Below are 25,707 nucleotides of genomic sequence, written 5' to 3'. Positions count from 1 at the left end.
GTGATCCGAGTGGACAACACCGCGCCCGATCGCTTCGACACCAGCCAGTTCGAGGCCAGCCGGAACCGGCTGGCCTCGTTGGCCTACCGGCTGCTGGGCTCCGCCGTCGACGCCGAGGACGCCGTGCAGGACGCGTTCCTGCACTGGCAAGCCGCCGACCGGCAGCGGATCAAAGTGCCGGAGGCGTGGCTGACCAAGGTCGTCACCAACCTCTGCCTGGACCGGCTCCGCTCGGCGCAGGCCCGCCGCGAACGCAGCGCGGGTGCCTGGCTGCCCGAACCGCTCCTCGACGGCGACCCGATGCTCGGGCCGGCCGACACCTTCGAGCAGCGCGAATCGGTCTCCCTCGCCGTATTGACGCTCATGGAGCGCCTGTCACCCGTCGAGCGGGCCGTCTACGTCCTGCGCGAAGCGTTCTCCCACAGTCACGCTGAGATCGCCGAGATCCTTGACCTCACCGAGGGCGCAAGCCAGCAACACCTCCACCGGGCCAGACGCCGCATCACCGGTGCGCGCCCCGGCGGCCGAGAAGAAGCCGATCCGGCATCCGCCCGCAGGATCGTCGAGGCGTTCCTCGCCGCCGCGTCCTCGGGCCGCACCGAACGGCTGGTCGCGCTGCTCACCGACGACGCCACCGCGATCTCCGATGGCGCCGGCCTGTCCGAGAAGCTGCTGCAGTTCGACACCGCGCAGCGCGTCGCCGCCGTCGCACGGGCCGGTTTCAGACCCACCCCCGCGAAACGGCGACTCGCCGGCGGCACGCCCGCCGTCCACTACGCGCTCGTCAACGGCGCCCCGGCCATTCTGTTCGTGATCGGCGACCAGGTCGTCGGAGCCGTGACGTTCGACATCGCAGGAGGCAAGATCGCGACGGTGCGGGGCATCGCCGCCCCCGCCCGCCTCGTCCGCCTCAGCGAAGACTGGCGGCAGCACGAACCGGACGCGCCGCTGATCACCCACTGGTGAGCCCTTCGACGATCTTCGCGGTCGGAGGCGCATCCGCATCCGCCCCGCGTCTCCAGGTGCCATGCCGAGTGCTCGAAGGTACGGAAGAGCTGGCTGAAATCCTCGGGACTGATCACCTTGCGCGCTCGCTGGAGTTCCTTGAGGCCGTGGGTGACAGGTCCTAGGGGACTGTGACTGCCCGGGCCACGGCGATCTCCTTGACACCGACTGCCTCGGAGGGGGTCAGGCCACTGTCCCGGCCGGTACGTCCATCCGGGCCTGCGGCTGTACGACCCGCCGGCGCCTGGAGGGCATGCCCACAGTCGGGTTGGCGACGCCCCAGGCTGCCCCTTTGCAGATCATTTCCTTGTAGAAGGCGGCCCCGCGGCCTGTCAGGGCGCGTTCGCGGGCTTGGTCGTCGGCGGTGACGAACTGGATCAGGCCCTCCTTGCGGCCGAGGGAGATGCACTGCTGGTAGTAACGGATCGAAATACGGGGAATCTTGGCGCCGGTGAGACGGGCGGCGATGGCGTCGGCGGCCTGCCAGGCCATGGGGACGCCCGAGGCGCAGGACATCCGCAGCGGCTTGCCGCCCGGGCCGATCGCGCTCGCTGCGTCGCCCACGGCGTACACGTCCTCGTGGGAGACCGAGCGCATGGTGGTGTCGACCAGGATCTGGCCCCGGTCGGTGAGGTCGAGCGTGGTGGCCTGGGCGAGGGGGTGGACAGCGAAGCCGGTGGCCCAGACCGTGATCTGGGAGGGGACTGTCCGGCCGTCGGCCGTCGTCACGGCGTCCGGTCCCACGGCGGTGACCACGGCGCGTTCGTGGACCGTGATGCCGAGTCGGTCCACCACCCTCCCCACGTGGGCTCGGCCCTTGTCCGAGAGCCAGTCGCCGAGGGTGCCGGAGGCGGCCAGGGCGACATCGAGGTCGGGGCGGGCCTCGGCGATCTCGGTAGCGGCCTCCAGGCCGGTCAGTCCGCCGCCGACCACGGCCACGGGCCGGCCGGCGCCCAGGTCGGCCAGGCGCTCGCGCAGGCGCAGGGCGCCGGTGCGGCTGGAGACCTCGTAGGCGTGTTCGGTGACTCCGGGGACGCCACCGTCGTCCCAGCCGCTGCCGAGGGCGTACACCAGGGTGTCGTAGTGCAGTTCCTCCGTTTCCGGGCCGTCAGCCGGGGTGACCATCACCGCCTTGTGGTCGACGTCCACCCCGGTGACCCTCGCGAGCTTCAGTTCCACGCCCGTGTTCGCGAACAGCTCGCTGAACGGCCGGGGCCTGAGGTCCTGGCCGACCGCGAGCTGGTGCAGCCGGACGCGCTCGACGAAGTCGGGCTCGGGGGTGACGAGGGTGATCGTGACGTCCTCGCGGTGCAGCCGCTTGGCGAGGCGGCCGGCGGTGACGGCTCCGGTGTAGCCGGCCCCGAGGACGATGATGCGGTGCTGCATGGGGATGCTCCTGTCTGCGAGGGTTCCACCGCTGTCTTGCGCGGTTTCGCACCTTGAACCAGACAGCCCGGCGTTTCCTGACAAGGCCAGGATGTGAAGCGCGTCACATGCGGTCAGAGGGTGTACAAGGCATCCCCGTGGTCCGCGGTAGCCCACTGGCCGGTCGCACGGACGAGTTTGTCGGGGTTGACCTGGCTGCGCAGAGCAACGATGCCCTGCGCAGTGACTTCCAGGCAGGTGATACCGACGACCCGGCCGTCCACCACCGCCACGATGGCCGGTTCGCCACAAGCCGTCGTGGCATAGATCTCGGGCGCGCCGCCGACATGAGCTCGCTTGGCAGGGCTGGGCTTGAACAGGCCGCGCACAAACTTGGCGACCGCGAGCGCGCCCTCGAACGCCTTCGCGCGGGCCGGGACCTTCCCGCCGCCGTCGCCGACCGAGACGGCGTCCTGAGTGAGCAGCCGCACGAGGGGTTCGGTCCGGCCGCTCGTCGCCGCGGCCAGGAATTCCTCGACGATCCTGCGCGCGGCGGCCTCGTCGATCTCGGTGCGCGCCTTGGCCCCGGTGACGTGCTTCTTGGCCCGGTGGTAAGTCTGCTGGCTGGCCGCCTCGGTGATGCCGAGGATCTCCGCGATCTCCCGGTGCGGGTAGTCGAACGCCTCGCGCAGCACGTACACCGCCCGCTCGTTGGGGGACAGGCGCTCCAGCAGGACCAGGACGGCAAAGGACACCGACTCCCGTTGCTCGGCGGTCTCGGCCGGGCCGAGCATCGGGTCCCCGGCGAGCAGCGGTTCGGGAAGCCACCGCCCCACATAGCTCTCTCGTCGTGCGCGTGCCGAAGCGAGCTGATTCAGGCACAGGTTGGTGAGCACCTTGGTCAGCCATGCCTCGGGCACCGCGATCCGCTCGACGTCGGCCGCCTGCCAGCGCAGGAACGTCTCCTGTACGGCGTCCTCAGCCTCGCTCGCCGAGCCGAGGAGCCGGTAGGCGATGGCCTCAAGGCGGGGCCTGACGGCCTGAAACCGGTCGACGTCACGCGTGATCAAGGCCATGCGCCGATCCTAGGGTGAGATGCCGAGTGCTGCATCGGGTCTGCAGTACCTGAAGGGATGGGATGAGATATGCGTGTGACCCATGGTCCGCAGGTGCTCGGCCTGCTGCACTGGCACGGTGAGCCCCCCTACGGGCTGACCGTGCTGGGCATCGCCCCGGACCGGCTGGCCGAGGCGGAGGAGAAGGCCGCGGCGGCCCTCGCCGACCTGGCCCTGCCCGCCTCGTGGGTGGACGCGGAACCGGCACTGCGGCGGCACCTCGTCGCCGCGTGTCGGCCGGTGCCGACGGCGGGCCTCTGGCACGTCACGGACGGCCGTCCGGCCCTCGACGAGGACCGCGCCCGGCACGACTGCCTGCGTGCCCTGACCGTCGAGTGGCCCGGCACCGAGCCTCTGCTGACCGAGGAGGCCGACCGGCTGCCGGGTCTGACCGCCCTGACCCGGCTGACCGCCCTGGTCTGCCGGATGCCGCCGGAGGTGTGGCTGGAAGCCGAGGAGGACCTCCTCGACTTCTACGACACCTACACGGTCGGCACCCTGTCCGACGCTCCGCCCTGAGCCACCCCTCACGCGACGGCGGTCAGTCGACGCCGTTCTTCCGCCCCGCCCAGTACGAGCCTGGGACGACGTGGGCGACGGCGTCAGGACCGCCTCACCGGAACCACAGCCCGAGTGTCCTTGAGCGGCGCCGGTCAGAGGACGGTGCCGTGCAGGGCGCGGCGGCCGCCGGAGACGGAGTAGCGGCGAGGCCGTGCTCGAGGTGCTCACCGATCGCCTCACAGAGCAGGGTGACGGCGTCGGCCGCATCGGCGTCGGAGAGGTAGACCGGCGCGACTCCGAGCATCAGCTCGCCGATCGTGTGGGTGCTGGCGGCGAGTTCGTCGACGACGCGGCGCAGCGCGGCGACGGTCGGGGCCGTCGACGGGGCGGCGGCCGGGGGCGGCGAGGTGGGGATCACGGACGGCCTGGCGGACCCCAGCGCGCACGGCGGCCTCATCCAGGGCCTGGTCCGCTGCGGCGAGCGCGGCAAGTCGGCGGGTGAACAGCTCCGCGACGTCGCCCACGTCGCAGTAGGCCTCCCAGCTGCCGTGCCCGGGCGGCACCCAGACGCGGGTGGTGTGCGCGTCGTGGACCCGAGCGGCAAGCACCGCCACGAAGTGCCGGACGTCGTCCATCGGAGTTTGATCACCGTAGGTCAGCGACTCAGCGCACCCGAAAGTGCGCTGAGTCGCCGACCTGCACTTATGTGCAGGTCCTCGTAAATGCGCGGGTCAGAGCCTGGCGCTCGTCGTGCAGGCTGCTCGTTTTGTGGAGGCGGTGGTCAGGATGGCTTGACCGCCGAGACCGGGGTGACGGTCACCTTGTTGTCGCACTCGGCCCAGACTCCGTCCTTCAGGGCGACTTGGTGCTTCCCGGAGTGCGGCAGCCCGATGACCATCGTGGGATACGTCACCGGGTCCTGTCCCGACACGCAGTAGCCGTCGGCCTCCCCTTGGACCTGGACGAAGGTCAGCTTCACCCACGCCTTGCCGTGCGGCCGGACCGTCACCGTGGCCGCCCTGCCGGTGGGGGTGACCTTGAGTGGGGTGTTGTGGGCGGGGGAGCCGTTGCCGGCGCCCGCGACCGTCGGATGGCCCTTCAGGACGCACGTCCTCCGGGAGACGTTGGTGAACTGCACGACCGCCGCCCCGGTGCCGGTTCCGACGGGCCGGTGGACGGCCTGCCAGGCGCTGACCTGGAGGGCGGGGGCCGGGCAGGCGGGCGGCGGGGTGGAGGTGGTGGTGCTCGCCGCCATGGCGGTGCCGGGCAGGATGCCGGTCACTGCCGCCGTGACGGCCGTAACCGCCGTCGTCGCCAGAGCCGCCCTGCGAATGCCGTTGCTGTGACGCATGCTGTCGTCCCCCTGATTCGTATCGTCCGCGGGTTTGGGTCGTGGGTTGTTGCCCCGCGGTACGCGTGGTCGTGGTGCGTGAGTGCAGATAGGGCGAGAGAGCGGCACGGTTCCATGCGGCGACTACTTGTGACGGAACAGTGACGGCAGGATCGAGCGGGAGGTGAAGGCCCGCACCCGAAAGAACCCCACCGGCAAGTACGGCCCGAACGCGGGACAACGCCCCCACAAGGCCCAGAAGTACACCGTCCGCACCACACTCGTGTTCTTCGCCCACGGCCTCAACAGCCGCTCATGGCCCTGACGCGACGGTGTTGAGGCCCCAGCCCGTCGCCTTGGGGCCTTCACCACGGCGCGCCCGGCCCGAACGGTTCGAAGAACATGACGTCCAGCGGATGCAGGTCCCGGCCGGTCAGACCGGGGAAGCCGGATTCGGCGGGGCCGCCGCGCAACCACGTGAGCAGGGTTGCCGTGAAGTCGCCTGACAGGGGCGGTCCTTGGTCGGAGTGGCGTGGGTTGACGGCTACGCGCCATGTCTCGGGCGGGCCGTCCGCGCACCAGCCGATCTGGTCCCCGTCGATCGTCGACGCGAACGGCAGGAAGCCGCCGGGCTCGGGCCACGCGGGCATCGGGTAGTACTGGGGATGGGCGGCGCGCAGTTGGCGGTATCCGTCAAGCATGCCCTCGACGGTGGCCGCGAGCCCCTGCTCCCGCGGCCGGTTCAGGGACAGCGGGGCGCTCATGTCCAGCCACCAGCTCCAGTTGCCCGCCCCGTACCGCTCCGCGAGCGCCACGAAGTCCGGCGGCAGCCGGGTGCCGAGCCGCTCGAAGACCTGCTGCCATGTGCCCTCGCCCAGGTACGGCTCCAGGGGCGGTGGAACCAGCGTCATGACGGCGTCGAGGCCCGAGCCCTCGGTGAGCGCCGCGTGCTGCCGCGCGTCCACGGCGGTGCCCGCAGGCGGTGGCGACCAGGGTGCGGCCCCGGCCAGCGGCGGCCAGACCCGTATCTGTGAGGACAGCGGGCCCAGCAGCCCGCCGGGCTCGCCCGGGTGCGGCACGCCGGTGCGCAGCAGCGTGAACAGGAGCTCCAGGAACGGGACTTCGTAGTCCACCCAGGGCTCGCTCACCCCGACTGCCACATTCGTCGTCATGAGCGTGACCGGCCACGCGTCGGGGTCGTCCGACGCGCCCGTGTTCCAGAAGAGGTGGTCGCCGCTCCTCGTCGTGGCGAAGGCGAGCAGGCCGCCCTCCTCGGGCAGGAAGGGGCGCCGACGCCTGGTGAACATGCCGGGCCGGATCGCCGAGTGCCGGTGCGTCTCGGCGATCCATGCCGCGTACTCGAAGCGGCCGTCGGTGCTGACGCACGGGGGGTGCAGCCGGATCGCCGCACCCGCGCCGCCTATCTCGGCCGCACCGTACGCCGACACGAGCGCCTTGTAGTCACCCGGCAGCGGGGTGCCGAGCCAGCCCTCGACCGCCGCCCAGTCGACGGCGGGCGCCGGGCCGGGCGGCGGTCCGACGAGACCTGTGAACGCGGTGATCCGCGCAGAGTGATCCATGGAGCCGAGGATGACATCCCCCACCGACATCGAGACTGGGACCTGGCACCGCTCGGGCGTCTGCCCCGCCCACTGACTGAGGCTTCGGCTGTCCTCGGGCTGCGTACGTCGGGCCCCGCAGGGACGGGCGGCCCCGGCCGCGCGAAGTGTGGGCTCAGCCAGTTCGTACCTCATCGCCTGATCGATCAGCTGGATGCGATGTCGGGTCGCACACCCGTGACCGATCCGATCGCCGGCGCCGCACCGTCCATGTCGTCCTGTAGGAAGTTGATGTACGACTGCGCCAGTACCGTCCTCAAGGAGTCGGGTCCGAGGGGATCCCCGGCCCGGCCGTCTGCCGGCCGCCTCCCATGTCCCGCTGGACGAAGTCTGCGGCCGACCGCATCATCGGGCATCTCGGTCCCCTGCTCGCGCTCCGGCCGCGCAAGCGGTTCCGCGAGGACGCCGTGCTCACCGTGGACGGCACCCTGGTGCCCACCCGCGATCGACGCCGACAGCCGTCTGGTCGTCGTGGTCGGCCCGCCGCTGCCCGGTGACCGCGCCGACTGCAACGCATGGGAGGAATCCGGGGTCAAGGCCGCCCTCGGCAGCACCATACGATCGCGGACGGCGACCGACCCGGCCATCTCCATTCGGAGATAAGTCAGGGACCACGCCGGGACGGTGATGCCGGCATCCTCGGATTTCGTGGGACACATCAAGCCGGCAGCAGCCCGGGAGGCTCAGGGCGAGACTCTCGTCTCCGATCGTCGATCCCCGTGACCGACCAGCTCCGCCACCGCACGCCGGTCCACCTTGCCGTTTCCGTTGAGCGGCAGCGCTGGGACCGGAACCACGCGGGCCGGGACCATGTAGGGCGGAAGCCGACGACGCAGCGCGTCGCGGGGCTCCTCCTCGACCCGGCCTGTGCAGGCTGCGGTGAGTTCGACACTGCCGTCCGGGGTGGGCAGGGCGAGGACCACCGCGTCCCGTACTCCGGGAAGGGAGCGCAACGCCTCCTCGACCTCGCTGAGTTCGACGCGGTAGCCGTGCACCTGGACCTGGTGGTCGAGGCGCCCGACATGGACCAGGAGGGTACCGGGGACGAGCGGTCCATCGGGCGGGGTGGGCCCGGTGAGCGGGGCCACCCGGTCGCCGGTGCGGTACCAGTGGGCGTCCGTCAGCTCGGTGGACGAGTCGTGCGCGGTGCCGTCGGCGGCGAGGAAGCGGCCCGCGTCGTCGGCCGGGTCCAGATAGCCGGGGAAGCGCTGCGGGCCCCGGACGCAGAGTTCGCCGTCGAGAAGGCGTCCTTCCAGGCCTGGGTGCAGAGAGCCGACGGGCACCGTGCCGTTGGCGGTTGAGGGCCAGTCGGCGGGGTCGGCCGGTAGCCGGTAGGTGGTGCACGTGACGGTCAGTTCGGTGGGGCCGTAGGCGTTCTCGACCGTACTGTGCGAGGCTGCCGCCGCCCATGCCCGGGCCTGACGCAGTGTCAGGGGCTCGCCGCAGAACACGGAGTGGCGCAGGGTGGGGAGGGAGCCGGGTTTGAGCGCACGCAGACGTTCGGCGAGCGAGATCACCGACGGTACGGAGTTCCAGTGGGTCAGGGCGCGGCCGGTGGCGAACCTCACCGGGCGCAGCAGGTCCCCACGGTTCGCCGCGACCAGCGTGGCGCCGGTTCCCCAGGCCGTGTACAGGTCGAGCACGGAGGGGTCGAAGGTCAGGTCGAAGGTCTGCGAGACGCGGTCGCCGGGACCGGTGTCGTGGTGCGGCACGGCGTGGGCCAAATAGGCGCAGATGTTGCGGTGCCGGACGGGCACGCCCTTGGGAGTACCGGTGGAGCCCGAGGTGAAGAGCAGATAGGCGACGTCGTCAGGGGCGGCGGTGCAGGCCGGCAGGGGAGGGGGCGGACTGGTCGTCAGGTCGGCAAGGGTGTCGCCGGTGACGGTCAGCAGGGGGGCGGGAAGCTGTTCGGCGTGGTCGCAGGTGCCGTCCGTGAGGATGGCGTCGAGGGTGGCGGCGGTGGCGACGACGGTGTTCCTGGCGACGGGGAAGGCGGGGCCGAGGGGGACGACGGTGGCTCCGAGACGCTGGACGGCGAGGTAACCGGCGTAGGCGACGGCGGTACGGCCGGTGAGCAGTCCCACCCTGCGCGGCGACTCGCCGCCGCACAGACGGAGAAGTCGCGCCGCCAGGTGCTCGGAAAGGTGCGCGAGTCCGGCGTATGACAGTCGGGTGTCACCGATCTCCAGGGCGGGCGCGCAGGGGTGCTCGGCGGCCGTGCGCGCGAACCAGTGGTGCAGGGTGGGAAGGTGCTCGTGTGTCACGTGCGGCTGTCGCCTTTCGCAAGTGGTGTGGAAGGGGGCACGTTCGCGGGTGGGCTGGGTGTGTGCGCCGCAGGGGTGCGCGCGACACCGTTCACTCCTCCCGGCAGGCCTCGAAGGCACAGCTCAGCGGCGTGTGGGAGTACTCACGCAGAGAGATCCAGCGATAGGGCCCCCAGCGTCCGCGGGAGGCGCCGGGCGCCACGTCGATGGCCCACGGCCGGCCCGCGAGACCGGATCCCGCGGCCTTGACGCACGCCTCCTGTGCGGTCCACACCCACGCCACCGTCTCGGCGGCCTCGGCGGGTGGCAGAACCAGGACCGCGGGGGCATGGGAGCGCAGCAGACGGTGGGCAAGACCGGCCCCGAGGGAGTCGGCGGGACGCTGGACGTCGACCCCGATGGCGCGGCCGGCGGCGAAGGCGCAGGCCAGTCGCCCCTCGCTGTGCGAGATGCTCACGCCCGCCCGGGGAAAACCCGCCAACCAGGGTTTTCCCCGCTCGTCGAGGACGACATCGGCTCCGGCCAGACGCGGGACAGTGGTGCCGAGGAGCTCGCGGAGCAGCCCTCGGCCGCGGAGGAAGCGGCCGGCCCGCCACCGCGGCAGACCTGCGGCGCGGCGAAGGTCGTCCCGGTGAGCGCTGGGCGGCACCTCCGCGGCGGCCCTGGTCAGCACCCACACGCCGTCTTCGACCTGGATCGCCGCGTTCACGAGGGCGTGCCGCGACCGGCCGGCCCCACCGGGAGTGGGCCGGGATGGGCCAGCTCCGCCAGGATCTGGTCGGCGCCTTCGGCGACGGTGTCCAGGACGACCTCGGTGGCGCCGCCGCCGATGCCGAAGAGGGCGGCCTGGGCGCGGATCTCCTGGATGCCGCCGTCGGCGAACCCTGCGGCGCCCCACAGCTGGGCGCACTCGCCCAGCACGTACGGAACGGTGGTGCCGGCCGCGGCCTTGAGCGTGGCCGCGGCCCGGGAATCGTGACGCAGGGCGACCCTGGGGCCGAACCGGTCGGCCAGGGCCCTGAGTTCCTGGACCCGCACGAGACAGGCGGCGAAGCGCTGACGGATGTGCGGGAGGTCCCACAAGGTCGCGTCGCCGTGGGCGCGGTCGGCGAGGCGGCTGCGCGTCGTGGCGAGGACGCGGCGGCAGAGGGCCACGCCCCACAGGGCGCCCGCCAGGCGTTCGACGGCGATGTGCCGGGCGAAGAGCGGCAGCCCCATGCCGACCCGGCCGACGAGATGGTCCCGGCCCAGCCGTACGGCGTCGAAGGTGACATGGCCGGCGCCGGAGGACGCGTAGAGGGCGGAGGGCGCGGGCCGGACCGTCACGCCGGGGGCGCCGGCGGGGACGAGGACCCAGGAGAAGCTGGTGAAGTGGCGGCCTGGCCGGTGCCGGGCGAGGACCAGGAAGGCCTCGGCCGTGGTCGTGTTGGCGATCCACTCCTTGCGGCCGGTGACGCGGACCGAGTCGTCGTCCAGGACGGCTTCGGTGCGCAGGGCGGTGAGGTCGGTGCCTGCGGTGGTGTCGGTGGAGGCGAGGGCAAGGGTGGCCCGCCCGGTCAGGGTTCGGCGCAAGGTCCGTTCGACGACCGGCCCGGTGCCGGTGGCCAGGACGGGCAGCGCGGTGGCGAGCTGGACGCTGGCCGAGAGGGTGGCCGGAATGGACCAGCGGGCGTCGGCGGCGGCGAGGAGGCCGGCCAGGCCATGGGGGTCCACACCGGCACGGACGTCGCCGCCCCGGTAGGCGCTGGTCAGCAGCCCGGCCGCGCCGAGGGCCGCCCAGACCTCGGCGCCGTCGGCGTTCGCGGGCAGCGCGTCGAGGTCGGGTGACGCGGCGGGAGGCGTCGGCGCCGAGTCGCCTCGTGTGCCGCTGTGCGGGCTCGGGTGGGCGCAGGCGCGGGTGGATCCGGGGGTATGGGATGGCCGTACGTCAGGCAAAGGTCACTCCGAGGTCGCGCAGCGCCAGTCGGCCGTCGGCCAGGTTCAACCGGTCGTTGTGGTAGTTCAGCGAGGCCGACCTGAGGTCCCGCAGGGCCAGTTCGAGGCGGGTGGGTGAGTCCTTGAGGTAGCCGTGGCGCAGTCCGACGGCCTCCACCAGGTCGTCGACGGCGGCCAGGCACTCCTCGGAGGCGGTGACCTTCAGGGAGTTGAGGAGGAGCTGGCGTGGGGGCCGGGAGAGGTCCCCGCCGCTCTCGACGTCCGCCAGGGCCCGGTGCAGAAGGGCGTGGACGGCGTCGAGCCGCCGGCGGGCGCGGGCGAGCCGGCTCAGCAGCAGCTCGGAGGAGAGGTCGAAGCGTCCCCGGCCCGCGGGGCTGCGGAGCAGGCGCAGAACGCGTGAGAGCGCGCCGGCCGCGGTGCCGAGCCAGGCCGCCGACCAGCCGAGGTGGGCGAGGGGGCCGAAGACCTGGAGGGCGATGTCGTGGAATCGGCCGTGGCCGCCGATCACGTGGTGGCCGGGAACGCTGCCCGTCAGGTGCAGCGGCACGCTGTGACTGGCCCGCATGCCCATCGGTTGCCAGTCACCCGAGCCCTCGATGGTGAGCTGGGCGCGGTCGGCGTAGACGAGGGAGACCTCGTGCGCGGTGGTGTCGCCGGGGGCGCCCATGGTGACGAGGAAGCCGTCGGCGTGGGCCCCGCCGGTGACGATCGGCGCGAACCGGTCGAGGGTCAGGACGTCGTCGTCCCGGTCCAGCTTGGCGTCGGCGCTCAGGAGGTGACCGCCTGTGCCGGTCTCGGTGGTGACCGAGGCGAGGTAGACCTCGCCGGCGGCGACGCGGGGGAGCAGGTCCTTGCGCAGACGGTCGTCGGCGTACCGGGTGAGGGCGGCGGTCTGCTGGCAGTGCATCGCGAAGATCATGGAGACGGACATGTCGGTGCGCCCCAGCACTTGCGCCGCCGCGACCAGGTCGCGGGGCGAACCGCCGAGGCCGCCCTCGTCGGCGGGGACGAGCAGACCGAGCAGGCCCGTGCGACGCAGGGCGTCCAGGGCCTCCACGGGGAAGGCGGCGTCCCGGTCCACGCGGGCCAGGTGTGCCTCGGTCACCTCGGAGACTTCCGAGAGCCGGGCGGTGAGGTCGGGTACGGCGGTCACGCGGACGCCTCCGCCGCCCGGTCCGGCAGTTGGCGCGAGACCGCCTGCCAGAGACTGCCGGCGGTGGCGAAGGTGGCGTCGTTCATCTCCTCGTCCGGCAGGGCGATGCCGAAGGTGTCCTCCAGCGAGAAGAGCAGCTCGATCGCCTGCATGGAGTCGACGCCGAGGCGGCGCAGGTCGGTGTCGGGTGTGATGGTGATCTCACCGGCACCGGCCAACTTGAGGAAGGGGCGCAGGAGTTCGGCGAAGCGGGGATCCATGGGGATCGGTTCCTTTCGGGAAGTCACGCCGGGCGGGCGATGCGGCACAGGTCGTCGACCCGACGCAGGTTTTCGGGGATCAGCTCGTCGGCGTCCAGTTCGCGGCCGAGTTCGCTCTCGACCCGTTCGACTATCTCGACGAGCCGGAAGGAGCTGAAGGAGGGCAGGGAGTCGAAGGCGGCGTCGGCCAGGAGAACCTCGGAGGGGACGTCGAGGACGCCGGCGGCGACGGCGGCCACGCGACGGCGCAGCTCGGGGTCGACGGCGTCGCCGTCCGTCGCGACGGGCGCGTCGGCGAACACCTCGTGGTCGGCTGCGAGGAGTTCACGCAGGCGCTCGACCGTGCCCGGCGGTTCGGCGCGGCTTCGGCCGACGCGGCGTGCGGCCAGGTAGGTCTGCTCGACGAGCTTGTCCCATGCCGCGAGGTGTGCCTGCTCGGCGTCGCTCTCCACCGTGTGGCCGGCGACCTGAGCGCGGCGGGCGGCGTGCAGCTTGCGGGCACGCGCCAGCAGCCAGGTCTCGGCGGAGAGCTGTTCCAGGGCACGGGCGCGGTCCGGCCAGGTCGCGTACGCCGTCAGGTAGGGCCCGGTTTCATAGGCCGCGACCGTAGGGGTGGCCGGGGCGGGCGGGACGGGGGCGAAGGTGATGGCCTCGGCGGAGTCGAGGCCGCGGAGAGCGGCGGGGTCGAGGACGTGGGTGCCGGGGGAGGCGGCGCCCCACCGTGTCTCGATGCGGTAGCCGTCGGTGATGTGCACGCCCTCCGGCCCCGTGACGAGCAGGAAGCTGTGCTCCATGTGGGCGTTGCCGTGGTAGGGCAGCCAGGGCAGGTGGAAGGCGTCGGCGACGACGTACAGGACACCGCCGTGCCGCGCCGACTCGTCCAGCAGGGCGGTTCCGGAGAGGTGGGCGCGCCGGACCGGGTCGAGGCCGGCCTGCGGCGCGGCGCTCTTCAGCCGGTCGTCCAGAGCCGGGTCGGCGGTGGGCAGCCCGTCGGGCAGGAGGCGTAGGGGCAGATCGAGGCGGGCGCCCAGGCGCAGATGGGTGCCGGTGCCGTGGAAGTGGTCGGCGAGCACGGCGAGGTTGACCTGTACGCAGTCGAGCAGGTCGGTGCGGACGCCGTCGAGCGGCAGCGGACCGGGGGCGGGGATAGCGGACATCGGGGTCGCGGTCCTCCTGGGTGCGGGGGCGGTGGCGTCGGTCAGATCCACGGGGGCAGGTCCGGCAGTTCGCCGGGGGCGGTCAGGGCGGCGCCGTCGGAGCGGCCGCTCAACCAGGCGAGGAGGTCGGACGGTTTCCCCGAGACGTCGGGTCCGCCGTCCCCGAACCGCGCGACCGGGGTGCCGTCGGCGTCGCGCAGGGTGAACGCCGGTAGGCCGTCGGCCTGGGCGTAGTAGCCGAGCACGTCGTCCAGGACGATGTCGCGGACGCCCGGCGGGATGTCGTCGATCTCGTGGCCGAGGTCCAGGTCGACCAGGTGGAGGGCGAGTTCGCGCAGTCGGATCACGAGGATGCGGCGCGGGGTGCACAGCTCGCCCGTGAACGGGCGGATCGTGGCGTCCCAGGTCCTCTCGGGCAGCGACTCGACCGTGGCCTGCCAGTGGGTGGCGCTGTCCCTCACCCGGGAGACGAGGGCGGCGGCGGGGAGGCGGCTGCCGCTCTCGATCTCGGCGTCCCGGGCCGCGCGGCTCGCGTACTGCGGGGTCTCGACGCCGGTCCGGGCCCAGGTCAGCAGACGTTCCAGGGCCGGGGCCTGGGCGGCGAGATGGCTCAGGACGTGACCGCGCGTCCAGCCGGGCAGGCGCGAGGGGGCGGCGGCGCCGGCGTCGGTGAGCCCGTCGACAGCGGCCAGCAACCGGTCGGCCGCGGCGGCGAGTGCGTGGAACGACGTGGCGTCGGGCGCGATCTCCTTCATCGTGCCTCCTCCGGGTGGGGGTGGGCGGAGGCCGGACGGCCGGTGAGACGGGCGAAACCGGCGGCTATCCGCGCCAGTTGGTCGGAGATGTGCGGCAGGCGGACGGGGTCGTTCGCGCAGAGCGCCTCCTCCTGCTCCTTCTCGTCGCCGTACAGGAGGCTGGTGGCGGCCTTGAAGCGCAAGGCGCCGGGATCGTCGCCCAGGAGATGGCCGCCCAGGACCACGACGCCGGACTCGTCCAGGAGTCTGTGGGCCAGCGAGGCGGAGTCGGTGACGCCCCGTGCCGTCAACTCGGCCCGCAGCGGCTCGAAGTCGGGGTAGACGTAGAAGGCGCCGGTCGGTGGGCGGCAGCGGGCGCCGGCGTCCACGGCGATGCGGTGCACGGCGCGGGCCACGGCGCCGTGCAGCCGCGCCGCGGCGCGCAGTCGCTCCACGATCTCCGGGGGCTCGGCGAAGGCGTATTCGGCGACCTGCTGCATGGGTCCCGCCAGCGTCGACCACAGCTCACTGGCGGCGGCGAGGACCCCGTCCCGCAGGCGCCGGCCCGTCGTCGCGGCGGGGAAGCGGGCCGCGCCGATCCGCCAGCCGCCCAGGCCGAGGTTCTTGGACAGGCCGGTGGTGACGACGGTGCGCTCGGGGGCGACCTCGGCGGGGCTGAGGAACCCGGTCGCGGAGGGGTCGTGGACGACGTCCCGGTAGATCTCGTCGGAGACGATCACCAGGTCCTCGGCCCGTGCGAGGTCGCACACCGCACGCACGAGGGAGGCGGGGGCCAGGGTGCCGGTGGGGTTGTCCGGCAAGGTGACGACGAGCAGCCGCGGGTCGCGGCCGGCGGCGCGGGCGCGGGTGATCGCGGTGCGCAGTGCGGCGGGGTCGGGCACGCCGCCGCACTCGTCGGGCACGGGCACGCCGATCGTCCGCTTGCCCGCGTAGGTGGCCTGCGGGGCGTAAGTGTTCCAGGCGGGCCGGGGGAGCAGCACATCGCCGGGCACGGCGAGTTGCAGTGCCATCAGCAGGGGCTTGCTGCCGGGAGCGACGACGATCTGGCCGGGGTCCGTGGGCAGGCCGCGCCGGGCGAAGTACCCGGCGACCGCCGCCCGGACGCCCGCGCCGCCGGCGACCGGACCGTACGCGGCGCGGGCCGCACCCTTGGCCAGCTGTTCGGCGAGCTGCGGCAGCAGGGGCAGGCGTGCCTCCCCGAACGCCAGATGCACCAGCGTCTCGCCGGCGGCCCGCCGCTCGGCGACGAGTTGGTTCAGGGCGAGGTTCGCGGAGGGGGGCGGTGGCGCGGCGGTGGTCATGCCGGACTCCTTTCGGCGAGCGTGCCGCCGCGGACGGCGGCGGCGATGTCGGCCGGGGTCGCAGGATCCAGTTCCAGCTCGTCCAGCCAGGCGGCCTCGGACGAGAAGCGGGCCCTGAAGGGGCGACCGACCAGTGCGGGGTCGCGGGCCTGGAGCATCCGCAGCCGGAAGAAGGAGCCCTGGGGGGTGTCCTCGACGCCGTCGACGACGACCTTGCCGGGCGTGGCCGACATGACCGGGCCGCGCACGGTGCGGGCCAGCCCGGGAAGGGTTCGGTAGGCGGTCCGGAAGATGTCCGCCGCGCGGGCCAGCGGCACCTTGAAGTACTCGTGCGGTCCGGTGTCCCGCTCCACGAACAGGTAGTACGGCACCGCGCCGGCCGCCAGCTCGGCCCGCCACAGCGCGGCCCACACCTCCGCGTCGTCGTTGACGTGGGCGGTCAAGGGGGCCTGGCAGTAGACGACGGCACCGGTGGCACGGATGCGGGCCAGGGCCCGCCGGGCCAGGGAGGTCTCCAGTTCGCGAGGATGGCTGAAGTGGGCCATCACCGCGAGCTGTTTGCCGGCGGCCACCACCTCCTCGAACAGGCGCAGCACGTCGTCGGCGTCGGTGTCCGTGGTGAAGCGCTGTGGCCAGTACGCCACCGACTTGGTGCCGATCCGGATGGTGTCGACCGACTCCACGGCCAGGAGCGGCGTCAGGTGGCGGCGCAGCCGCTCGGTGGTCATCACCATGGGGTCGCCGCCGGTGACCAGGACGTCGCTGACCTCGGGGTGTGCGCCGAGGTAGGCGAGCAGGCCGCCGGGGTCCGGGACGGCGAAGCGCAGGTCGGCGTCGCCGATGAACTGGGCCCAGCGGAAGCAGTAGGTGCAGTACGCGTGGCAGGTCTGCCCCTGGGCGGGGAAGTACAGGACCGTCTCGCCGTACTTGTGCTGCAGACCGGGCACTTCGACGCCGTTCAGGTGCGGCACGTTGTACCGCTGCTGGCCCGACGGGTGGGGGTTGAGGCCGGCGCGGATGTCCGCGATCGCCTCGCGCAGCAGGAGCTTGTCACCGGGGTCGGCGGACAGTTTGCCCAGGAGTTCCTCGTCGGCGAGGGGGAGCATGCCGCGCTGGGGGAAGGTGAGCTGGAACATCGGGTCGTCGGGTACGCGGTCCCAGTCGATGAGTTCGTTCAGGACGTATTCGTTGACCCGGAACGGCAGGACGAGGGAGATGCGGCGTACGGTCTCGCGGATCTCCCCGGGCAGGTGGTGACGGGCGGCGATGTCGTCGAGCTGGCGCGGCCCGTAGGCACGGAACCGCTCGGGGGCCGTCGGGCCGGCCGCCATCAGCGACCCCCTCCCGCCGAGGCCTTCTTGCGGTACAGCTCGTCGCCGAGGACCAGGAAGTCGAGGTCCATGGAGCGGAACGCGGCCAGCGCGTCGGCGGCGGTGTCGACGACCGGTTCGCCCTTGTCGTTGAAGGAGGTGTTGAGCAGCACCGGGGGCGCTCCCTGGGCGGCGAGGGAGTCCAAAACCGCGCCGACGGCCGGGGCCTCGTCGCCGAGCAGGACCTGGGGGCGGGTGGTGCCGTCGACATGGACGACGCCGGGAGCGACCTGACGACCCAGGTCGGTGACGCGTGCGGCGCCGAGCATGTAGCGGCTGAGGTGTTCCTGCTGCTCCCACAACAGGGCCCCGTACTCGGCCCGGGTCACCCCGGCGAAGGGCCGCCACTGCTCTCGGTTCTTCACCGCGTTGACCCGGGTGTTGACGTCCGCGGTGTCGGGCACGGCGACGATGGAGCGTCGGCACAGGGCTCGGGGCCCGACCTCGGCACGGCCTTGGGCGACCGCGCCGATCCGCCCCGCCAGGAGCAGGCCGGTCAGCTCGTCGGTGTCGAGCGCGCTACGCACCAGGTCACCGGTGTCGTCCAGGGGCAGACCGCCGGTGAGGACGTCGACGCCCAGGTAAGGGGTGAGCGGTTCGGTGCGGGGGCCGGGCGGGCGCACGCTCCAGGCGGCACCCAGGGCCACGCCGGCGTCGTGCGGGACCGGGGGCACGTAGAGGGGGCCCGGCAGGGTGCCGTTGGTGGAGCAGTTGAGGGCGACACCGCCGCTCAGGCACAGGTCCTCGACGCCGGCGGCCTTGCGGGCCTGGGAGGCGAGGTGGGTGACCGTCTCCTCCACCAGGCGCTGTGCGGTGTAGGCGACCAGCACCGCGCGGGGGTCGTCGGCGAGGCGCTCCTCGGGCGCGCCGGGTCCGTCGGCGCCGGCGATCCGGCTGTAGAGGCCCCGCCAGCGGGCGACGACCTTCTCGTACTGTTCCTTGATCTCCTCGGAGTCGGCTCGTCCCGCCCGTTCGGGCAGGGGGTCCAGGACCAGCCGGAAGTCGTCGCCGTCGAAGGAGACGAGGGGCTCGGGAGTGAGGCCGCCGGCGCGTCCGTAGGCGGCCAGGCCCATGGTCTTGCCGGCGTTGAGGAAGGAGAAGCCGAGCCACGTGGAGGCGGCGTCGTACGCGTACCCCAGGGAGGCGGTCCGCTGCCAGCTGCGTTCCAGCCGCGGTGCGCGGCCGTCCTCGTACGTCCAGATGCTGGAGGACTCGTTCTCCCCGTGTCCGTCGACGACCAGGACCCCGGCCTTCTTGAACGGGGAGGCGTAGAACGAGGAGGCGGCGTGCGCCTGGTGGTGGCCGATCCGCACCACCTCGGGGAGCCGGTCGCCGAAGTCCAGGCCGACGGCGTAGGCGAGGAACGAGGCGTCGTCGGCGAACCGGCCGGGATACAGCTGCTCGTCGTCCCAGCCGACGGCGACCACGTCGATGTCGGCGGCGGTGATGCCCGCCTGCTCCAGGCAGAAGCGGGCGGCGCCGCGCGGCTTGCGGTACAGGGAGTGACGGCGGCGGTTGCGCCGCTCCTCCTCGCAGAAGGCGACGACTCGGCCCTCGCCGTCGACGAGACAGGCGGCGGTGTCGTGGTGACCGGCCGGCGGCGCGTTGACGCCCAGGATCCACATACGGCGTTCTCTTTCTTCGGAGGCGGGGTGAGGGTCAGGAGCCGAACCGCTGGAGGGCGTAGCGCACCTCGTGCCGGGCCCGCTCCAGCGCCGCGGCACAGTCCTCGGGGGTGTCGCCGACCGCGATCAGGGCGGCGAGGCGGGGCACTATGCCGTGCGGCGGCAACCGCAGGACGGTGCCGGGCCCGGCGACGGCGCCGCGCACGTCCAGGGAGCGGACGACGGCGTCGTACCCGGGGTAGAGGAAGCGGACCTCGGCGCAGCGGTCACGGCTCGGGGTGAGGGCCGGGGCCCGGCCCAGTGCCAGGGCGGCCGCCGCGGCGACCTGGTCGACACCGGTGGCCAGTTGTCCGAGCAGGGGGATGAAGTCGCCGCCCAGACGGCCGTTGACCTCGACGACGCGGGGCCCGGCCGGGGTCAGACGCAACTCGGTGTGGGTGACCCCGGTGCGCAGTGCCAGGGCGGTGTGCGCGGCGGTGACGACCGTCTCCACGTCCAGGGCCCACGGCTCATGGCGCCAGGGAGCGACGAGGTGCCCCACCTCCTCGAACGACGGGGCGAAACCGAGGCGTTTGCGGGCCACGTTGACGACGCGGACGACGCCCTGTTCGACGACACAGTCCACGCTGATCTCGGGGCCGGTGAGGTACTCCTCCACGATGGCCCCGGCGAGCGGGTCGATGCCGGGGAACGACGAGGTGCAGGCGCGCTCCCAGGCGCGCTCCACCTCTTCCGGGGTGTCGGCCAGGGTGACGCCCACCGATCCGGCCAGGGACCGGGGCTTGACGACGACGGGCAGGCCGAGTTCCTCGGCGGCCAGGCGGGCCGTGGCGCGGTCGTGGGTGTGGCGGAAGCGAGCGGAGGGCACACCGGCGGCGGTCAGGATGCGGCGGGTGGTGAGCTTGTCACGGCACGCGCGTACCGCGCGGGGGGTGAGGTGCGGCAGGTCCAGGCGCCGGGCCACCTCGGCGGTCGTCTCCAGCAAGGTCTCGTCCCAGGTGAGGACGGCGCCCGGGCCGGGACGGCCGGTCAGGAGACCGGCGACGGCGGCGGTGGTGGCGTCGGCGTCCGATGTGTCGGCGGCGAGGAACCGGTCGCCGATGTGGGCGCGTTGCCAGTCGGGTTCGTGTGGTTGGACCAGTGCCGTCTCCGTCGTCGCGGCCAGCGCCTGGAGGGCGTACGCGCGGTAGGGCGGATTGCCGCAACCGACCAGGACGAGCCGGGGCGGCGCCGCGGCGTCCACCGGCTCGCACACAAGGACCGTCTGTCGCGCGGTGCGCAGCACGGCGGCCTCGACCTCCGCGGAGTCGGCGCCGGAGAAGCGGAAACGGACACCGGCGTGCTCGTAGCCGCTCCGGTCCATCGACCGGCCCACCTCCGGGGCCCGGTGGGCGTAGGCACCGGAGTCCGGCACGTCGACCGAGGTGACCCGGCAGGGCTGGGGCACCGACGGCGGCACCAGCAGCCAGCCAGCCACCCGGCCGCCCGTGGGCAGCGCGGCCGGGGTGGGGTCGGGTGTGCCGGTCTGGTGGGCGAAGGCGGCGGCCATCAGATCGACCCCGTGCACCTCGCGCCAGACGAACGGCACCTCGGCGCCGCCGGGCCGGGCCCCCAGTTCCAGGACGGTGAGCTCGCCGGTGTCGCCGAGGAACAGTTCCAGGTGGAAGACGGTGGCGTGCGGCAGGAGAGCGGCGACGGCCTCCTGGGTCAGGGCGCCGACGCGCTGGAGGAGGGCGGCGTCGTCCAGTTCGACCGAGCCGAGGGCGTGGCCGGTGGTGAAGTCGAGGCAGGTGTTCAGGTAGCGCGAGGCCCGCCAGACACCCAGCCGCTGTCCGGTGTAGACGCCGTCCACGTGCAGGATCTCGTCCGGCAGCCAGGGCTGGACGATCATGTCGATGCCGGCGGGGAAGGCGTAGGCGGCGAGTTGGTCCGGCGTGTCGATCCTGGTGACGTGCGAACTCGCCGTGCCGCGCCGGGGTTTGACCAGGACCGGCCAGCCGTGAACCGCGGCGAAGGCGTGCACGGCGGCGTGGTGGGGCGCCTCGGCGGTGGGCGGCGCCGCCACCCCGGCGCGGGTCAGCCGCCGCGCCATCAGGAGTTTGTCGCGGACCGGCCGCAGCTCCTCGACTCCCGGGCCGGGCAGGGCGAATTCGTCGCGCAGGGTGGCGGCAAGGTCCAGGTCGGTCTCCTGGAGCGCCACGATCCGCGTCGGCTCGCCGATGTGCTCGATCAGGGAGCCCACCGCTTCGCGTACCGCCTTCTCGTCCTCCGTGCTGTCCACCAGCCTTACGGCGGCCGCCAGTTCGGTCGGGAGGTGGTCTGTGGCGAGTTCGGTGGTGACGTAGCTGACGCGGTGTTCGGTGTGGTCGAGGTATGCGGCGTAGTCGGCGTACCGGTCGGTCCAGCGGTGGATGACGATGACGTGGTCGGACACGGGATCTCCTTGGCGCGGGCGTACGTTCGCTGGACGGTCGAGTCGGGCGGGTCCGCTGGACGCGGCGGGGCCGGGAGTCAGCGTCCGGGCCGCCGGGCCGCGGCCAGCAGCGTGTCGTGCAGCTCCCACAGGAGGTCGGCGCACACTTCGTGCCCGATGCCGGCGGCGGTCAGGCGCACCGACAGGGTGCTGCCGCTGTCCGTCGAGCGTGCGTAGCAGCGCGGTCCGAGGGTGGTGAACGGCGTCTCACGGTCGACCGTGGCCTTGGCGTGGTCGTTACCAGCCTCGTCCCGGCCCTCGCCCGGGGGCAGGGTGACGTGGTTGAACGCGCAGACCGGACTGGGTGCTTCAGGCATGCCGGCACGCAGGGCGGCCACCTCGTCGACGTCGTGCATGCCGTGCCGGACAGCCGCGACACTGCTCCAGTGGACCCGTCGGGCGAGGTCCACCAGATCGGTGTCGGTGTGCTCGACGAGAGCCGGCACCCACTGGTTCATCGAGGAGACGAGATCCTTCCAGCGCCCGGCGAACCGGTTGGCGCTCATCAGCTGGACCAGTGCCGAGGTGACGCCGCACCGCCGGGCGACGACCGCGCTCCAGGCCGCCAGGACGGCACTCGCCACCGATGCCCTTGCCCGCTCGGCCACGGTTCGGGCGGCGGCGAGGGCTTCGGTCGAACGCAAGGTCGCCTGGACGACCTCACCGGCATTCCCACCGGTCTGCGGCAACTGGGCATGCGAGGCCCGTGCCAGGAGCCTGGCCCAGTGGTCGAGAGCGGCTTGCCGACGTCGCAGCCCGTCCGGGGCGTACTGCTCGCGCGCGAGGTGCGCGGGACCCGGCCGCTCGGCCACCGGATGCGCCGAGCCGGGGCCGGCCAGCTCGGCGAGGAGTTCTCGGCGCAGGAGCTCCTGCGCCCAGGCGTCGGCCACGATGTGGTGCTTGACGAAGAGCAGGTGCGCCACGCCGTCCGGTCCTGTGGCCAGTTGGGCTCGCCAGGCTTGCTCGCGGCCGAGGTCGAAGGGGCGGCGGGCCAGTTCGAGGGCGGCGCCGCGGTGGTCCGCGGCGGTGGTCACCGGGAGATGTGCGGGGTCGGCGCCAGGTGGTTCGACCCACTGGCGCGGGTGGTACGGGTCACGCAGGTCGTAACGGGTGCGCAGCGAAGGATGGCGACAGGCGAGGACGGTGAGTGCCGCCGCCACCTCGGGGGCCGTCGGCCCCGGCGGCAGCGCCCACACCGCGGCATTGTTCGGCTCGTGCCGGCGGCCCGACGGGAGATCCCGGATGTCGTGCCAGACGGAGAGCTGGCCCAGCGAGAGTGGTTCCGTCGCGGTCATCCGCACTCCGTTCCCTACGACTTCCGGTATGTGGAATAACCTTTCCGTCGTGCAGGACCCAAGCTGTCATAGGGAGTTGAGGTGTGTCCAGGCCGATTTCCGAGGGGCGTCGGCGGCATCGCGACGATGGAGGTGGCCAGTGGCGGCCGGTTGTGAGAGTGTTCTGAACCATCAAAGTGGAATCATGTTTCCGTAATGCGGAAACTCACGTGTTGGTGGTGCTCGCTGCCGCGCCACCCCGCCGGAAGGACCTCGTGACCGTGTACGACGAGCAGGCCGCCCACCCGGAGGCCACCGGGGAGTTCCTCCACGACCTCCTGCTCGACCCTCGACGGCACACCTCGCACGACCCCGCGGTAGTGGAGCCCACCGGCTCCGGCGCCGTCACGGTCACCACGTACGCCGAACTCCGCGACACCGTGGACGCCTACGCCCGCCGGCTCATGTCCTTGGCCCTGGAGCCCGGCGCCCGCGTCCTGCTGGAGGCCGAAGCCGGGGCACAATCCGTCGCCGTGCTTCTGGCCTGCTCCCGCGCCGGCCTGACCTTCGTCCCCGTCAGCCCGGAGACGCCGCAGGAACGCCTGCGCGGCCTGATCGACGCCGCCCGCCCCGCCCTGCACCTCCAAGCCGGCGCCGGCACCCGCACCGAGCTGCCGGCCGGCCTGGGGACCGCACGCTTCGACAACGGCACGCTCACCGTCGAGCAGGCCCCGCATCCCGCTCGTCCCCGGCGCCACACCCCGAGCGTGACCGACCCCGCCTACATCGTCTTCACCTCGGGAACCACCGGCCGCCCCAAGGGCGTTGTCATGAGCCACCGCTCCGTCACGGCCTTCTACCGCGGCATGCTGGCACACCGCATCGCCGCCCCCGGCGACCGCGTCGCCTCCACATCCCCCCTGCACTTCGACTTCTCCCTCCTCAACATCGGTCTCGCCCTGGCCAGCGGCGCCGCCGTCGTCCCCGTACCTCAGCGCCTCGTGCGCTGGCCCCGGCACTTCCTGCGCGCCCTCGCGGACACCGCCGCCACCCACGTCAACGGCGTCCCCTCGATCTGGCGCCAGGTCCTGCGTCACGAACCCGCCCGCCTCGCCGCGCTCGACACCTTGCGCTCCGTCCTGTTCTGCGGCGAGGAGTTCCCCCTGCCGGAACTGCGCCGGCTGCGCGAGCTGCGCCCCGGGCTGCGGATCGTCAACTGCTATGGCGCCACCGAGTCGATGGCCTGCTCCTTCGAGGACGTCCCCGACCCGATCCCGGCGGACCTGGAGCGCCTGTCGATCGGCCGCGCCCACGCGGGGGCCGAACTCCTCCTCGTCGACGAGGAAGGCCACGTCGTCGACGGTCCCGGCATTCCCGGCGAGATGTACCTGCGCAGTCCTGCCCTGTTCACCGGCTACTGGGACGACCCCGAGGCCACCCGCGCCGCCCTGGTGCCCGACCCGCTGTGCCCCGAGTCCGGACAGACCGTGCTGCGCACCGGCGATCTCGCGGTACGGGGCGCGCGGGGCGAGTACTACTTCCTGGGCCGCAGCGACTCCCAGGTACAGATCAACGGCAACCGCGTCGAACTCGGCGAGGTCGAACGCCGACTCCTGCAGTACCCCGGCGCCACCGCCGCGACCGCCGTGCCACTGCCGCTGCCCGGCGGCGGATCCCGGCTCGCCGCTTTCGTGGTCCTGTCCCCGGACGCCACCCCCGTCCGAGACGCCGGCGGCGCCGCGCGCCAGCCCGACGACATCTCCGGTGCCCTGCGGGAGTTCTGCGCACGCGCCCTGCCCGCCTACATGGTGCCGGTCGAGATCCGCCTCCTGGACGCCCTGCCCACCACGCCCAACGGCAAGGTCGACCGGGCCGCACTCACCGCCGCGCACTGACTCCGGCGCATCCGCCGAGCCCGTCCTCCGCGCGGGCCCCCGTCGTCACCGAGGAGACCCATGCCCGACACAGCCACCCCCCGCCGGACCCGGCTGCGGGCCCTGGTCCGCGTCCGCGTCGGCGGGCTGCCCGGTCCCTTCTGGGTCCTGTGGTCGGGCACCCTGGTCAACCGACTCGGCGCCATGGTCAGCCCGTTCCTGAGTCTCTACCTCACCCAGACGCGCGACGTCCCCCTCGCCACCGTCGGGCTCGTCCTCACCGCCGTCGGCGTCGGCTCCGTCATCTCCCAGCCCCTCGGCGGCTTCCTCACCGACCGCCTGGGCCGCCGCGCCGCCCTCACCGGCGGCATGCTCGCGAACGCCGCCGCGCTCCTGCTCCTCGGCCAGGCCCGGACCCTGCCCGCCATCACCGCGGCCGGCCTCGCCGTCGGCGTCACCGTCGACCTCTACCGCCCGGCCGCCCAGGCCCTGGTCGCCGACGCCGTCCCCGCCGCCGACCGCACCCGGGCCTTCGGCCTGCTCCTGTGGTCGGTCAATCTCGGCTTCTCCGCCGCCATGGTCCTGGGCGGCCGCCTCGCCTCCCACGGTTTCCACCTCCTGTTCTGGGTGGACGCCACCGCCTGCGCCGTCTTCGGCTTCCTGGTGTGGTTCGCCGTCCCCGAGACCCACCCCGCGTCCCCCGACCACGTCACGGGCAGCTACGGCACCGTCGTCGCCGACCGCGTGATGCTCGCCTTCGCCGGTGTCGTCGTCATCTACGCCACCGTCTTCCAACAGGCCTTCGCGACCCTCCCCCTCTCGATGGCCGGCCACGGCCTGGACGGCAGCGCGTACGGGGCGATCATGGGCGTCAACGGCGTCGTCGTCATCCTCGTCCAGCCCCTCGTCGGCCATCGCCTGGCCGCCCTCGACAAGAGCCGGGTGCTCGCCGCCGGCTTCGTCCTCGCCGCCGCGGGCAACACGCTCGTCGCCACCGCCGCCAATCTCACGATGTACGGGCTCGCCGTGGCGGTGTGGAGCGTCGGCGAGGTCCTCGTCTTCGGTGTCACCGCGGCGATCGTCGCCGACCTCGCCCCGCCCGCCCTGCGCGGACGTTACAACGGCCTGCTCGGCATGGCCTGGGGCACCGGCTTCCTCCTCGCGCCCCTCGTCGGCACCCGACTGCTCGCCGGCGGCGCCCCGGTGCTCTGGCTCTCCTGCGCGGGCCTGTGCCTGCTCGCCGCCTTGGGTCAACTGGCACTCGCACCGTCGATCCGGGCCCGCACGGAGGTCGGCTCGAAGGAACCGGCGACCGCGCAGGCGGGCTGAGC

At 72.9% G+C, this 25,707-nt stretch carries 21 protein-coding genes and 1 pseudogene; 5 read left to right on the top strand and 17 right to left on the bottom strand.

Annotated elements, in window-relative coordinates; all coding sequences use genetic code 11:
• The first annotated feature begins 9 nt into the window (after window positions 1-9).
• Entirely contained in the window at window positions 10-966 is a 957-nt protein-coding gene (locus B446_RS01005; RefSeq protein WP_020943811.1) for a sigma-70 family RNA polymerase sigma factor, read from the top strand.
• A gap of 222 nt (window positions 967-1,188) precedes the next feature.
• On the opposite strand, the gene B446_RS01000 is transcribed toward B446_RS01005, so the two are convergent.
• Together B446_RS01000 and sigJ are read right to left on the bottom strand one after the other, a co-directional pair.
• A complete protein-coding gene (locus tag B446_RS01000) occupies window positions 1,189-2,391 on the bottom strand; it encodes an NAD(P)/FAD-dependent oxidoreductase (protein ID WP_020937528.1) in 1,203 nt (400 codons plus the stop codon).
• A gap of 113 nt (window positions 2,392-2,504) precedes the next feature.
• Window positions 2,505-3,446, bottom strand: a complete 942-nt coding sequence (sigJ, locus tag B446_RS00995) for an RNA polymerase sigma factor SigJ (protein WP_020937527.1) — start codon at window positions 3,444-3,446, stop codon at window positions 2,505-2,507.
• A 69-nt stretch (window positions 3,447-3,515) separates the two neighbouring features.
• Between sigJ and B446_RS00990 the strand changes: the two genes are divergently transcribed.
• The gene (locus B446_RS00990; protein WP_043474450.1) at window positions 3,516-4,004 is read left to right on the top strand and encodes a hypothetical protein; all 489 of its coding nucleotides are present in this window, start codon (window positions 3,516-3,518) and stop codon (window positions 4,002-4,004) included.
• Between the two features lie 94 nt (window positions 4,005-4,098).
• Here B446_RS00990 and B446_RS00985 read toward each other — a convergent pair whose 3' ends face one another.
• From B446_RS00985 to B446_RS00975, 3 genes are all read right to left on the bottom strand, one after another.
• A complete protein-coding gene (locus B446_RS00985) occupies window positions 4,099-4,404 on the bottom strand; it encodes a hypothetical protein (RefSeq protein ID WP_020943812.1) in 306 nt (101 codons plus the stop codon).
• 363 nt (window positions 4,405-4,767) lie between these two features.
• Window positions 4,768-5,337: a DUF4232 domain-containing protein gene (locus B446_RS00980; RefSeq protein WP_043474447.1), complete on the bottom strand. Its 570-nt coding sequence runs from the start codon at window positions 5,335-5,337 to the stop codon at window positions 4,768-4,770.
• 344 nt (window positions 5,338-5,681) lie between these two features.
• The gene (locus tag B446_RS00975) at window positions 5,682-6,896 is read right to left on the bottom strand and encodes an SMI1/KNR4 family protein (RefSeq protein ID WP_237751102.1); all 1,215 of its coding nucleotides are present in this window, start codon (window positions 6,894-6,896) and stop codon (window positions 5,682-5,684) included.
• A gap of 347 nt (window positions 6,897-7,243) precedes the next feature.
• Here B446_RS00975 and B446_RS36655 point away from each other — a divergent pair.
• A pseudogene (locus B446_RS36655) lies at window positions 7,244-7,519 on the top strand (IS5/IS1182 family transposase); the annotation flags it as partial.
• A gap of 99 nt (window positions 7,520-7,618) precedes the next feature.
• On the opposite strand, the gene B446_RS00965 reads toward B446_RS36655, so the two are convergent.
• From B446_RS00965 to B446_RS00905, 12 genes are all read right to left on the bottom strand, one after another.
• Complete coding sequence (locus B446_RS00965) at window positions 7,619-9,199, bottom strand: AMP-binding protein (RefSeq protein ID WP_020937521.1); 1,581 nt, start codon at window positions 9,197-9,199, stop codon at window positions 7,619-7,621.
• A gap of 91 nt (window positions 9,200-9,290) precedes the next feature.
• Window positions 9,291-9,656, bottom strand: coding sequence for a 4'-phosphopantetheinyl transferase family protein (locus tag B446_RS00960; protein WP_202807756.1), 366 nt, complete (start codon window positions 9,654-9,656; stop codon window positions 9,291-9,293).
• A gap of 248 nt (window positions 9,657-9,904) precedes the next feature.
• The gene (locus tag B446_RS00955; RefSeq protein ID WP_020937519.1) at window positions 9,905-11,134 is read right to left on the bottom strand and encodes an acyl-CoA dehydrogenase family protein; all 1,230 of its coding nucleotides are present in this window, start codon (window positions 11,132-11,134) and stop codon (window positions 9,905-9,907) included.
• Complete coding sequence (locus B446_RS00950) at window positions 11,127-12,287, bottom strand: acyl-CoA dehydrogenase family protein (RefSeq protein WP_020937518.1); 1,161 nt, start codon at window positions 12,285-12,287, stop codon at window positions 11,127-11,129. Before B446_RS00950 ends, B446_RS00955 begins: the two co-directional genes overlap by 8 nt.
• Window positions 12,284-12,547 carry an acyl carrier protein gene (locus tag B446_RS00945; protein WP_020937517.1) on the bottom strand — a complete coding sequence of 88 codons (264 nt, stop codon included), beginning with the start codon at window positions 12,545-12,547 and terminating at the stop codon, window positions 12,284-12,286. Before B446_RS00945 ends, B446_RS00950 begins: the two co-directional genes overlap by 4 nt.
• A gap of 23 nt (window positions 12,548-12,570) precedes the next feature.
• A complete protein-coding gene (locus B446_RS00940; RefSeq protein WP_020937516.1) occupies window positions 12,571-13,704 on the bottom strand; it encodes an acyl carrier protein in 1,134 nt (377 codons plus the stop codon).
• Window positions 13,705-13,745: 41 nt separating this feature from the next.
• A complete protein-coding gene (locus B446_RS00935; protein WP_020937515.1) occupies window positions 13,746-14,459 on the bottom strand; it encodes a maleylpyruvate isomerase family mycothiol-dependent enzyme in 714 nt (237 codons plus the stop codon).
• Complete coding sequence (locus B446_RS00930; protein WP_020937514.1) at window positions 14,456-15,760, bottom strand: pyridoxal phosphate-dependent aminotransferase; 1,305 nt, start codon at window positions 15,758-15,760, stop codon at window positions 14,456-14,458. The genes B446_RS00935 and B446_RS00930 overlap by 4 nt, the downstream gene beginning before the upstream one ends.
• Window positions 15,757-17,091, bottom strand: coding sequence for a KamA family radical SAM protein (locus B446_RS00925; protein ID WP_020937513.1), 1,335 nt, complete (start codon window positions 17,089-17,091; stop codon window positions 15,757-15,759). The genes B446_RS00930 and B446_RS00925 overlap by 4 nt, the downstream gene beginning before the upstream one ends.
• Complete coding sequence (locus B446_RS00920) at window positions 17,091-18,755, bottom strand: carbamoyltransferase C-terminal domain-containing protein (RefSeq protein WP_020937512.1); 1,665 nt, start codon at window positions 18,753-18,755, stop codon at window positions 17,091-17,093. Before B446_RS00920 ends, B446_RS00925 begins: the two co-directional genes overlap by 1 nt.
• 34 nt (window positions 18,756-18,789) lie before the next feature.
• Entirely contained in the window at window positions 18,790-21,189 is a 2,400-nt protein-coding gene (locus B446_RS39135; RefSeq protein ID WP_020937511.1) for an ATP-grasp domain-containing protein, read from the bottom strand.
• A 77-nt stretch (window positions 21,190-21,266) separates the two neighbouring features.
• The gene (locus B446_RS00905; protein WP_020937510.1) at window positions 21,267-22,523 is read right to left on the bottom strand and encodes a condensation domain-containing protein; all 1,257 of its coding nucleotides are present in this window, start codon (window positions 22,521-22,523) and stop codon (window positions 21,267-21,269) included.
• Window positions 22,524-22,777: 254 nt separating this feature from the next.
• Here B446_RS00905 and B446_RS00900 point away from each other — a divergent pair, with 254 nt between their 5' ends.
• Window positions 22,778-24,397, top strand: a complete 1,620-nt coding sequence (locus B446_RS00900; RefSeq protein WP_020937509.1) for an amino acid adenylation domain-containing protein — start codon at window positions 22,778-22,780, stop codon at window positions 24,395-24,397.
• Between the two features lie 60 nt (window positions 24,398-24,457).
• A complete protein-coding gene (locus B446_RS00895) occupies window positions 24,458-25,705 on the top strand; it encodes an MFS transporter (protein ID WP_020937508.1) in 1,248 nt (415 codons plus the stop codon).
• Window positions 25,706-25,707: the final 2 nt, after the last annotated feature.

Origin of the sequence: Streptomyces collinus Tu 365 (assembly GCF_000444875.1) — a bacterium.
GTDB lineage: Bacteria > Actinomycetota > Actinomycetes > Streptomycetales > Streptomycetaceae > Streptomyces > Streptomyces collinus_A.
Note: the sequence above shows the minus strand (reverse complement) of the source record. Positions and strands in the feature narration are given on the sequence as shown.

What these genes read in the sequence shown, in the direction of transcription:
- B446_RS00935 (WP_020937515.1), bottom strand. Translation starts at nt 14,459, where the DNA reads ATGAAGGAGATCGCGCCCGACGCCACGTCGTTCCACGCACTCGCCGCC.
- B446_RS00925 (WP_020937513.1), bottom strand. Translation starts at nt 17,091, where the DNA reads ATGGCGGCCGGCCCGACGGCCCCCGAGCGGTTCCGTGCCTACGGGCCG.
- B446_RS00945 (WP_020937517.1), bottom strand. Translation starts at nt 12,547, where the DNA reads ATGGATCCCCGCTTCGCCGAACTCCTGCGCCCCTTCCTCAAGTTGGCC.
- B446_RS00940 (WP_020937516.1), bottom strand. Translation starts at nt 13,704, where the DNA reads ATGTCCGCTATCCCCGCCCCCGGTCCGCTGCCGCTCGACGGCGTCCGC.
- B446_RS01000 (WP_020937528.1), bottom strand. Translation starts at nt 2,391, where the DNA reads ATGCAGCACCGCATCATCGTCCTCGGGGCCGGCTACACCGGAGCCGTC.
- B446_RS00920 (WP_020937512.1), bottom strand. Translation starts at nt 18,755, where the DNA reads ATGTGGATCCTGGGCGTCAACGCGCCGCCGGCCGGTCACCACGACACC.
- B446_RS00905 (WP_020937510.1), bottom strand. Translation starts at nt 22,523, where the DNA reads ATGACCGCGACGGAACCACTCTCGCTGGGCCAGCTCTCCGTCTGGCAC.
- B446_RS00980 (WP_043474447.1), bottom strand. Translation starts at nt 5,337, where the DNA reads ATGCGTCACAGCAACGGCATTCGCAGGGCGGCTCTGGCGACGACGGCG.
- B446_RS00975 (WP_237751102.1), bottom strand. Translation starts at nt 6,896, where the DNA reads ATGGATCACTCTGCGCGGATCACCGCGTTCACAGGTCTCGTCGGACCG.
- B446_RS00930 (WP_020937514.1), bottom strand. Translation starts at nt 15,760, where the DNA reads ATGACCACCGCCGCGCCACCGCCCCCCTCCGCGAACCTCGCCCTGAAC.
- B446_RS00990 (WP_043474450.1), top strand. Translation starts at nt 3,516, where the DNA reads ATGCGTGTGACCCATGGTCCGCAGGTGCTCGGCCTGCTGCACTGGCAC.
- sigJ (WP_020937527.1), bottom strand. Translation starts at nt 3,446, where the DNA reads ATGGCCTTGATCACGCGTGACGTCGACCGGTTTCAGGCCGTCAGGCCC.
- B446_RS00895 (WP_020937508.1), top strand. Translation starts at nt 24,458, where the DNA reads ATGCCCGACACAGCCACCCCCCGCCGGACCCGGCTGCGGGCCCTGGTC.